Raw genomic sequence first — 9,308 nt, forward strand, 5'->3', positions numbered from 1 at the left:
AACCACGGGACAGCCCGGGAAAACCGGCACCCAGCCACAGAGCATCCATGGCAAACCCATCCCGGCCCCCCCAACCAGCAGGGAAAACCCGGAACGGGAACCGTACAAAAAAATGCACTGGCTTTTAACACGCTGTTGAGTTCTCAAGAAACGAACCCCCGCACACGAGACACAACATCCCGCAACCGGGGCAACCCGACAAGCTTACTCTTGGTTCTCCCCGCCGTCAACTCGGTTTAGCAGAACTTTGCCGACTCCTGGGATCTCCCATACCGCCAGCCAACCGGACAACCGGGATCCCGCAGCACGCGCGCAGCCCCGGACGAAGGCTTCCTGGTGGCTCCCCGGGTCCCGTCACGCCTTCCGGCGCTCCATCCCCACAGGGCAAAAAGAACTCTACGACCGCCGCAAACCTTCGTCAAATCAAACGGCGCACTATCCGTCACAAGTCTGCGGCAACCTGCTCATAACGTTCCTTACCTGCGGCACCGAGATCGGCAGCGTGTTGAGCGCAAGCTGCTCAGGTGGTTCGGGAGGCATGGTGAGCGGCTAGCGCGGCGCGCCGTGGGGCCCGTCGGGCCGGACCGCCGGCGGCTGGCGCTGCCGCCGCGCGTATGGCCGGTACGCCGATACGGTCGGATCGCCGTCCAGCCAGAAACGCCAGGGAACATCCGCTCCCTCGCGTATCCCCACGCGGGGTCCGGCGCAAATCAAAGTCCTTTCTCCCGAGCCGGTGCCCGCGGGCAGCGGCAAGCCGCTGGCAGGTGCGGCTATCCCGGTCCCCCGTTCCCGCCCGGAAGGGCCGCCCAGCGGGGCGCGCAGGCGGAGCGGCGACGCCTCCGCGCACAAGTCGGCTCCGTACAGGGCCTTGTCGATGGCAAGCGCCTGGCACAGCCGCGCCGGGCCGCGGGCCAGGTCGCGCGTCGCTGCTTCGCCCGCCGCGCTTGCCTCCTGCGAGCCACGCGGCGGGCCGGCCCGCCGGCGCATTGCGAGCTCTTCGCCTTCGACCACCTGCCCGGCCCGCAGCAGCACGGCCGAGGCCGTTCCGGCCGGCAGGCATACCACGTTCATGCAGAAGTGCATCCCGTAGGTGAAGTACACGTAGGCGTGCCCGGGCGGCCCGAACATCACGGCGTTACGCTCGGTTCGCCCCCGGTACGCGTGCGACGCCGGGTCCGCCTGGCCCGCGTACGCCTCCACCTCGGTCAGCGCGACCGCCACGATGCCGTCCGCCGACTCATGTTCCAAGACGCAGCCGAGCAGGCTGGGCGCGACCTGATCGGAAGGCCGGTCAAAGAACTCTCTCGGGAGCAGGCCTGCCACCGCGGCGCGGCCTGCGCTCACGGGCACGCTGGCCGCCGTGTCAACCTCCGTCACCGACGGCCGCCGCCCACGCGGCGGCGGAGTCGACGGTCGCGCGCAGCGCCGCAAGCTGCTCGGCGACACGCGCTGGCGCAGTGCCGCCGAACCCCCTGCGGGCCGCGAGCGCGCCATCCACGGTGAGCACGGCCCGGACATCCGGGGTCAGGTGCGAAGAGACCTTCGCGAGGTCGGCGTCGCTGACCTCGTCCAGCCCGACGTCGTTCACCTGGCACCAGACCACGAGGTGGCCGACGATCTCGTGCGCGTCCCGGAACGGCACGCCGCGGCGCACCAGGTACTCGGCCAGATCGGTGGCGAGGGTATACCCGGCCGGCGCGCCCTGGCGGAGCCGCTGCTTGTTGATGCGCAGCGTCGCGGCCAGGCCGGCCATGGCGGGCAACACGAGCAGCAGCGTGTCGACCGCGTCGAACACCGGCTCCTTATCTTCTTGCAAGTCCCTGTTATAGGTGAGCGGGAGGCCTTTGAGCGTGGTGAGCAGGCCAGTCAGCCCGCCGATGAGCCGCCCGGCCTTGCCCCGGGCCAGCTCGGCGACGTCCGGGTTCTTCTTCTGCGGCATGATGGACGACCCGGTCGCGTAGGCGTCATCGATCTCGACCCAGCTGAACTCCTGCGACGACCACAGCACGATCTCCTCGCCGAGCCGGGACAGGTGCACCCCGGTGAGCGCGGCGGCGAAGCAGAACTCGGCGGCGAAGTCCCTGTCGGAGACGGCGTCCATGGAGTTCGGCGCCGCGCCGTCGAATCCGAGTTCCCTGGCGAGCACCCGCGGATCTACCGCCAGCGACGAGCCTGCCAGCGCGCCCGCGCCAAGCGGGCTGATCGCCGCGCGCTTGTCCCAGTCCCGCAGCCGGTCGGCGTCGCGCGCGAACGCCTGGACATGAGCGAGCAACTGGTGCGCGAACAGCACTGGCTGCGCGTGCTGCAGGTGCGTCATGCCGGGGGCGGGGGTGTCACCGCACGCCTCGGCCTGGGCAATCAGCGCTGTCTGCAGCTCGGCAAGCCTGCTGACGATCCGCCGGGCGTGGTCGCGCAGGTACAGCCGCAGGTCGGTGGCCACCTGGTCGTTGCGGCTGCGGCCCGCCCGCAGCTTCCCGCCGAGCGAGCCGAGCCGCTCGAGCAGGCCGCGCTCAAGGGCGGTGTGCACGTCCTCGTCGGCGACCGTCGGCCGGAACGATCCGTCGTCGACGGCCCGGTCCAGGTCGTCGATGGCGCTGCGCATCGACTCCGCCTCGGCGTCGGTGAGCAGCCCCGCACGGTGCAGCATCCGGGCGTGCGCCCGAGAGGCCAGCAGGTCGTAGCGCGCCAGCCGCCAGTCGAACTGGACGCTCAGCGACAGTCGCGCCAGCGCGTCCGCGGGCCCGCCCTCGAACCGCCCGCCCCACAACCGCGTCGGCCCTGCCTCCGGCTGCTCAGACCCAGCGCCCGATTCCATCTGTCCCACCTGTCCCACTTCCGTCGCGTCGACCCCGTTACACCCAACCCTATGACCCCGCCCAGCGGCGGGCAGGCCGCCTAGGCAGAGGATGCGGGAAGCGGCCCCTCAGGCGGTCCAGGGAATTGGCGCAGGGGGTCACAGCGACGAACCTATTGGCGCTGTGGCCCACAGCGCCAACTCGGCAGGCGGAGCGACCGGGCAGATGGCAGGGCTGGACGGGGCCTGTGGCGCAGGTGCGGCGGGCGTGGCGTCTGAGGCTGACGCGGCCCTGGTGCGGCGGGCGTGGTGCCGGGCGGGGGCACTCACGGGCGGCGGGGCGGGGGCCGGGCGACGGGGGGCGACGGGCGTGGGTCAGCGGCGGCGCTCGGCCAGGTGGCGGAGTTCGGCGGCCAGGGGCTCGCCGCCTGACGGGTCCCTGGCGATAACGAGCACCGTGTCGTCGCCCGCGACCGTGCCGAGGATCGCCGGCCACGCGGCGTGGTCGATGACCGAGGCGAGGAACTGGGCGGCGCCGGCCGGCGTGCGCAGCACGACGAGGTTCGCGCTGGCTTCGGCCGAGGTCATCAGCTCTTTGAGGTAGCGGGTCAGCCGAGCCGGGGCCGCCGCGGACGTTCCGGCCGGCGTGGGGGCCGGGCCCGGCGCCCCGGATGCCCCCGACGGCGGGGCACTCGGGGCAGCGGCTGGCGCGGCAGGCTGGCCAGGGCGCCCGGGGCGCGCCGCGACACCGGAAACGGCGGGCGGCGGGGGAGGCGGCACGGACCGTTCGGGATAATCGAGGCCGGCGCCGGGGCGGGACCCTGGCCCTCCCGGCTCCCCTGGCAGCGCGTACACGAGCGAGCCGTCCCCCGCCCGCAGCCGCACGACGCCGAGCTCGTCCAGGTCACGGGAGAGCGTCGCCTGCGCGACGTGCGTGCCCGCGTACCGGTCGAGCAGCGCGGCCAGCTGCTCCTGGGAGTGCACTTGCTCACGGGACAAGATCGCGGCGATCCTGGCCTGCCTGGCGGCCTTCGTCGCCGGGCTGGCGGGGGGGCCGGGGGCAGCCCCGGCGGCGGCCGACGGGCCTGATGGCGTCGCGTGCCCGGCCATCACGACTGCTCCAGCAGCCAGGTGAGCAGCGCCTTCTGCGCGTGCAGCCGGTTCTCCGCCTGGTCCCAGACCGCGCTGGCCGGTCCGTCGAGCACCTCGGCGGTGATCTCCTCGCCGCGGTGCGCGGGCAGGCAGTGCAGCACGATGGCGTCGGGCCCGGCCAGGCTCAGCAGGTCGCCGTTGAGCTGATACGGCGCCAGCGCCGCCTTCCTGGCGGGCGCGTCCTGCTGGCCCATCGAGACCCACACGTCGGTCGCGAGCACGTCGGCGCCCTCGCTCGCGACCACGGGGTCGTCGAGCACGGTCGCGGAGCCGCCGGTCTGGGCCGCGATCGCGCGCGCTGTTGCTGTTGTCACCGGGTCGGGCTGGTAGCCCTCTGGCGCGGCCACCCGCACGTGCATGCCCGCGGTGGCGCAGCCGAGCAGGTAGGAGTGCGCCATGTTGTTCGCGCCGTCGCCGAGAAAGGTGAGCGTGCGGCCGGAGAGGCGGCCGAAGCGTTCGGCGACGGTGTGCAGGTCGGCGAGGACCTGGCACGGGTGGAACTCGTCGGTCAGCGCGTTGATCACGGGCACCGTGCTGCCCGCGGCGAGCTCCTCGATCCGGTGCTGGCCGGAGGTGCGCCAGGCGATCGCCGCCACCTGCCTGGCCAGCACCCTGGCGATGTCGCCGATCGTCTCGCCGCGCCCGATGTGCGTGGACTGCGTCTCGATGACCAGCGGGAACCCGCCGAGCTCGGCGATGCCGACGGTGAACGACACCCGGGTGCGCAGCGAAGGCTTGTCGAAGAGAACGGCGACGGCCTTCGGGCCAGCGAGCGGACGGCGGCCGAACGGGTCCGCCTTCATCGCGGCGGCCAGGTCGAGCACCCGCGCCTGCTCGGCGGGAGACAGGTCGTCGTCGCGGAGGAAGTGCCTGGGGCCGGGCATCAGGCCGCCGCCCCCGCGTCGGCCGCGGACAGGATCGCCGGGAACGCGTCAAGGAACTCCTGCGCCTCCTCCTGCGACAAGATCAGCGGCGGGGCAAGCCGTACCGCGTCCGGCTGCACGGCGTTGACGAGGAAGCCGTGCGCCTGCGCGGCCGCGCTGACGGCCGGCGCCTTGTCGGCGGTGAGGACCGCCGCGAGCCACAGCCCGCTGCCGCGCACGCCCCTGAGCAGGGGATGCCCGATCGCGGCGATGCCGCCGGCGAGCGTGTCGCCGACGGCCTTGACGTTGCCGAGGACGTTCTCCGACTCGATCACCTCGAGCACGGCAAGCGCCGCCGCGCAGGCAACGGGGTTGGCGCCGAACGTCGAGCCGTGGTCGCCCTTGCGCAGCGCGCTCCCGCAGTCGCCGAAGCCGACGCAGGCCCCGATTGGCAGGCCGCCGCCAAGCCCCTTGGCGAGCGTGAGCACGTCGGGCAGGATCTGCTCCTGCTGGTAGGCGAACCAGGCGCCGGTCCGGCCGATGCCGCTTTGGATCTCGTCGAGCACGAGCAGCGCCCCGGCCGCGTCGCACGCCTGCCTGGCCGCCCGCAGGTAACCTGCCTTCGCCGGGATCACGCCGCCCTCGCCCTGGGTCGGCTCGAGGAAGACGGCCGCCACGTCCCGGTCGACCGCCCGGGCGAGCGCGGCCGCCTCGCCGTAGGGGACGAAGCGGACGTCAAGCCCGAACGGCCCGAACGGCTCCCTGATCGACTCCTTGCCTGTGATCGCGAGCGAGCCCATCGTCCGGCCGTGAAAGCCGTGCTCCGCGGCCACGATCACCGGCCTGCTGCTGCCCTGCTTGCGGCGGACCAGCTTGATCGCGGCCTCGTTGGCCTCGGCGCCCGAGTTGCAGAAGAACACCCGGCCGTCGGCGGCCAGCAGGGCGAGCAGGCGCTCGGCGAGCGCCACGCCTGGCTCGTGCACGAACAGGTTGGAGGTGTGCGCGAGCTTGCCGACCTGGGCGGTCACCGCGGCCACGATGGCCGGATGGGCGTGGCCGAGCGCGCTGACCGCGATCCCGGCGATCAGGTCCAGGTACCGGTTGCCGTCGGCGTCCCAGACCCGGCAGCCCTGGCCGCGGGCGAGCGCGAGCGGCGGAGTGCCGTAGTTCGCCATCATGGCGGCCTCGAACCGGTTGCGCAGGTCTTCGCTCTCGGTCATGTGAGGTCCCCTATCACCATGGTGCCGATGCCGGAGTCGGTGAAGATCTCGAGCAGGACGGCGTGCTTGAGCCTGCCGTCGAGCACGTGCGCCTGCGGCACGCCGCCGCGGACCGCGGTCAGGCACGCCTCCATCTTGGGGATCATCCCGGCCGACAGGCTCGGCAGCAGCTGCTCCAGGTCGGCGGCGCCGAGCTGGCTGATCACGTTGGCCGAGGCCGGCCAGTCCACGTACAGGCCAGCCACGTCGGTGAGCACGACCAGCTTGGCGGCGCCGAGCGCGACCGCGAGCGCGGCGGCCGCGGTGTCGGCGTTGACGTTGTAGACCTCGCCGTCGACGCCGCGGGCCAGGCTGGACACCACGGGGATCCGGTTGTCGGCGAGCAGCGCGCGGACCGCGCCCGGGTCGGTGACGGTGATGTCGCCGACTAGGCCGATGTCGATCGCCGCGCCGTCCACGACCGCGACCTTGCGCTCGGCGGTGAACAGGTTGGCGTCCTCGCCGGACAGGCCGACCGCGAACGGCCCGTACCGGTTGATCAGGCCCACGATGTCCTTGTTCACCTTGCCGCCGAGGACCATCCGCACCACGTCGATCATCTCGGCCGTGGTGACGCGCAGCCCGGCGGTGAACGTCGACTCGATGCCGAGCCGGTCCAGGTGCTCGGTGACCTGCGGGCCGCCGCCGTGCACGACGACCGGGCGCAGCCCGGCGTAGCGCAGGAACACCAGGTCCTGGGCGAACCCGGCGCGCAGGTCCGCCTCGGTCATGGCGTGGCCGCCGTACTTGATCACCACGGTCTCGCCGTGGAACCGGTCGAGCCAGGGCAGCGCCTCGATGAGCGTGGCGGCCTTGGCGGTCGCCACCGCCCGCCGCGCGTCGTCCCTGTCCTCGGCGATCACCATGGTCATGTGGAGTACGCCGAGTTCTCGCGCACGTAGGCCTCGGTGAGGTCGGTGGTGAGGATCACGGCGGTGTTCGGGCCGGCGGACAGGTCTACGGTGATCGTGACGTCGCGACCGCGCAGGTCCACCTTCGACCGCTCCTCGGCGGCCGCGCCGCCCCGGCACACCCAGACGCCGTTGATCGCCACGTTCAGCCGGTCCGGGTCGAACACCGCGTCCGTGGTGCCGACCGCGGCCAGCACGCGGCCCCAGTTCGGGTCCTCGCCCGCGATCGCGCACTTGAGCAGGTTGCTCCTGGCCACCGCCCGGCCGACCGTCAGCGCGTCGGTCTCGGTGGCCGCGCCGACGACCTCGATCGTGATCATCTTCGACGCGCCCTCGGCGTCCAGCTGGAGCTGGCGGGCCAGGTCCGCGCAGACTTCTGTCAGCGTCCTTGTGAAGTCCCCGTGGTCGGGCTTGACCCCCGCCGCGCCGCTGGCGAGCAGCAGCACGGTGTCGTTGGTCGACATGCAGCCGTCGGTGTCGAGCCGGTCGAAGGTGACGGCGGTCGCCGAGCGCAGCGCGGAGTCGAGTTCCGCGGCCGACAGGTCGGCGTCGGTGGTGAGTACGCACAGCATGGTCGCCAGCGCCGGGGCGAGCATGCCGGCGCCCTTGGCCATGCCGCCGATCGTGTACAGGGTTCCGTCAGCGGTCTGCCGGCGGAACGCGATCTTGACGACCGTGTCGGTGGTGCGGATCGCGTCGGCGGCGTGCACGCCGCCGCCGCGATCGGCCTCGGCGACCGCGGCGTCCACCGCGGGCAGCAGCGCGTCCATCGGGAGCCGCTCGCCGATCAGGCCGGTCGAGCAGATCGCGATCTCGCCGGCCGAGTCGCCGATGGCGGCGGCGAGCCGTTCGGCGGTCGCGTGCGTGTCCTGGAAGCCGAGCGGGCCCGTGCACGCGTTCGCGCCGCCCGAATTCAGCGCGACCGCGCGGACCCGGCCGCCGCTGACCACCTGACGGGTCCACCTGACCGGCGCCGCCTGCACCCGGTTGGCGGTGAAGACCGCCGCCGCCGCGCGGGACGGCCCGTCGTTGAGCACGACCGCGACGTCCCGTTCGCCGGACTCCTTGAGTCCGGCGACGACGCCCGCGGCCCGGAAACCGAGCGGTGCTGTCACGCTCATGGGGCCACTCCATGGGGGGTAAGGCCGGCCGTCTCACGCAGGCCGAGCATGAGGTTGGCGATCTGCACGGCCTGGCCGGCCGCGCCCTTCCCGAGGTTGTCGATGGCGCAGACCACGACCGCGCGGCCGGCGTGCGCGTCGGCGGTCACCTGCAGGTGCGCGCCGTTGGACCCGGACACCGCCGCGGAGACCGGCCACTGGTCCGCCGGGAGCAGGTGCACGAACGGGCCGCCCGCGTACGCGTCGGCGAACGCGCCGCGCAGCACGCTGGCCGGGTCCGGGCCGTCGGCGACGCCCGGCGCCAGCCGGGCCGTGCAGGTGGCGAGGATGCCGCGCGGCATCGGCGCAAGCAGCGGGGTGAAGGAGATCGTGGGCTGGGGAGACGGGAGGGATCGTTCGGGATGAAAATCCAGGACCTCCGCGAGCGCCTGCTCGATCTCCGGGGTGTGCCGGTGGGTGCCGCCGACCTGGTACGCGGACATGCTGCCCATGACCTCGCTGGCGAGCAGGTCCGGGCGGGGCGAGCGGCCTGCCCCCGAGGTGCCCGAGGCGGCAACGATCACGATGTCCGCGGGGTCGGCGAGGCCGGCCACGAGCAGCGGGGCGAGCGCGAGTATCGACGCGGTGGCGTAGCAGCCGGGCGCGGCCACCCGTGCCGACGCCGCGATCCGCTCCCGCGCGCCGGGCAGTTCGGGCAGGCCGTAGGTCCAGCGGCCGGCGTGGCCTGCGCCGTAGAACTGCTGCCAGGCCGCCTCGTCGGCGAGCCTGAAGTCGGCGGACAGGTCGACGATCCGCGCGTCGGGCAGCTTTTCCGCCAGCGCCGCGGACTGGCCGTGCGGCAGGGCCATGAAGATCAGTTCGGCGCCCGCCAGCACCTCGGCGTCGGTAACGTCGAACGTGCGGCCGTCGAACGCCGGGTGGCCGGTGAGGTTGGGGTGCACCGCGGTGACCGGCCTGCCCGCGCTCGATTCCCCGGTGACCGCACCGATCTCCAGGTCCGGGTGCCCGGCCAGCAGGCGCAGCAGCTCGCCGCCCGCGTAGCCGCTGGCTCCGGCCACCGCGACCCGTATGCCCATGTTCGGCGCCTCCTCGCATCCGCCATTCTGGAGAATTATGCACCAGAATGAATGAATATGCAAACGGGATCGAGGAGGTTTCGGGCCGGTTGCGCCAACGGCCCACTCTATTGGGGCCAGATACGCCAACGG

At 72.8% G+C, this 9,308-nt stretch carries 7 protein-coding genes and 2 pseudogenes; all 9 read right to left on the minus strand.

What is annotated here, in order from left to right:
• Positions 1–549 precede the first annotated feature (549 nt).
• Positions 550–1,377 carry a DNA-3-methyladenine glycosylase gene (locus tag Q1N79_RS05375; protein ID WP_300605192.1) on the minus strand — a complete coding sequence of 276 codons (828 nt, stop codon included), beginning with the start codon at positions 1,375–1,377 and terminating at the stop codon, positions 550–552.
• Positions 1,364–2,815: an argininosuccinate lyase gene (gene argH / locus Q1N79_RS05380; protein ID WP_300605193.1), complete on the minus strand. Its 1,452-nt coding sequence runs from the start codon at positions 2,813–2,815 to the stop codon at positions 1,364–1,366. The genes Q1N79_RS05375 and argH overlap by 14 nt, the downstream gene beginning before the upstream one ends.
• Before the next feature lie 354 nt (positions 2,816–3,169).
• Positions 3,170–3,427: pseudogene (locus Q1N79_RS05385) on the minus strand (arginine repressor); the annotation flags it as partial.
• A 213-nt stretch (positions 3,428–3,640) separates the two neighbouring features.
• Positions 3,641–3,904: pseudogene (locus Q1N79_RS05390) on the minus strand (arginine repressor); the annotation flags it as partial.
• Positions 3,904–4,830: an ornithine carbamoyltransferase gene (gene argF / locus Q1N79_RS05395; RefSeq protein WP_300605195.1), complete on the minus strand. Its 927-nt coding sequence runs from the start codon at positions 4,828–4,830 to the stop codon at positions 3,904–3,906. The gene argF and the pseudogene Q1N79_RS05390, both read right to left, overlap by 1 nt.
• Positions 4,830–6,029 (minus strand): acetylornithine transaminase, encoded by a 1,200-nt coding sequence (locus tag Q1N79_RS05400; protein ID WP_300605197.1) that lies wholly within the window; start codon positions 6,027–6,029, stop codon positions 4,830–4,832. The genes argF and Q1N79_RS05400 overlap by 1 nt, the downstream gene beginning before the upstream one ends.
• Positions 6,026–6,934 carry an acetylglutamate kinase gene (gene argB, locus Q1N79_RS05405; protein WP_300605202.1) on the minus strand — a complete coding sequence of 303 codons (909 nt, stop codon included), beginning with the start codon at positions 6,932–6,934 and terminating at the stop codon, positions 6,026–6,028. Before argB ends, Q1N79_RS05400 begins: the two co-directional genes overlap by 4 nt.
• A gap of 2 nt (positions 6,935–6,936) precedes the next feature.
• Positions 6,937–8,100, minus strand: a complete 1,164-nt coding sequence (argJ, locus tag Q1N79_RS05410) for a bifunctional glutamate N-acetyltransferase/amino-acid acetyltransferase ArgJ (protein WP_300605199.1) — start codon at positions 8,098–8,100, stop codon at positions 6,937–6,939.
• Positions 8,097–9,176, minus strand: coding sequence for an N-acetyl-gamma-glutamyl-phosphate reductase (gene argC, locus Q1N79_RS05415; protein ID WP_300605201.1), 1,080 nt, complete (start codon positions 9,174–9,176; stop codon positions 8,097–8,099). Before argC ends, argJ begins: the two co-directional genes overlap by 4 nt.
• Between the last annotated feature and the right edge of the window lie 132 nt (positions 9,177–9,308).

The organism is Trebonia sp. (genome assembly GCF_030042015.1).
GTDB lineage: Bacteria > Actinomycetota > Actinomycetes > Streptosporangiales > Streptosporangiaceae > Trebonia.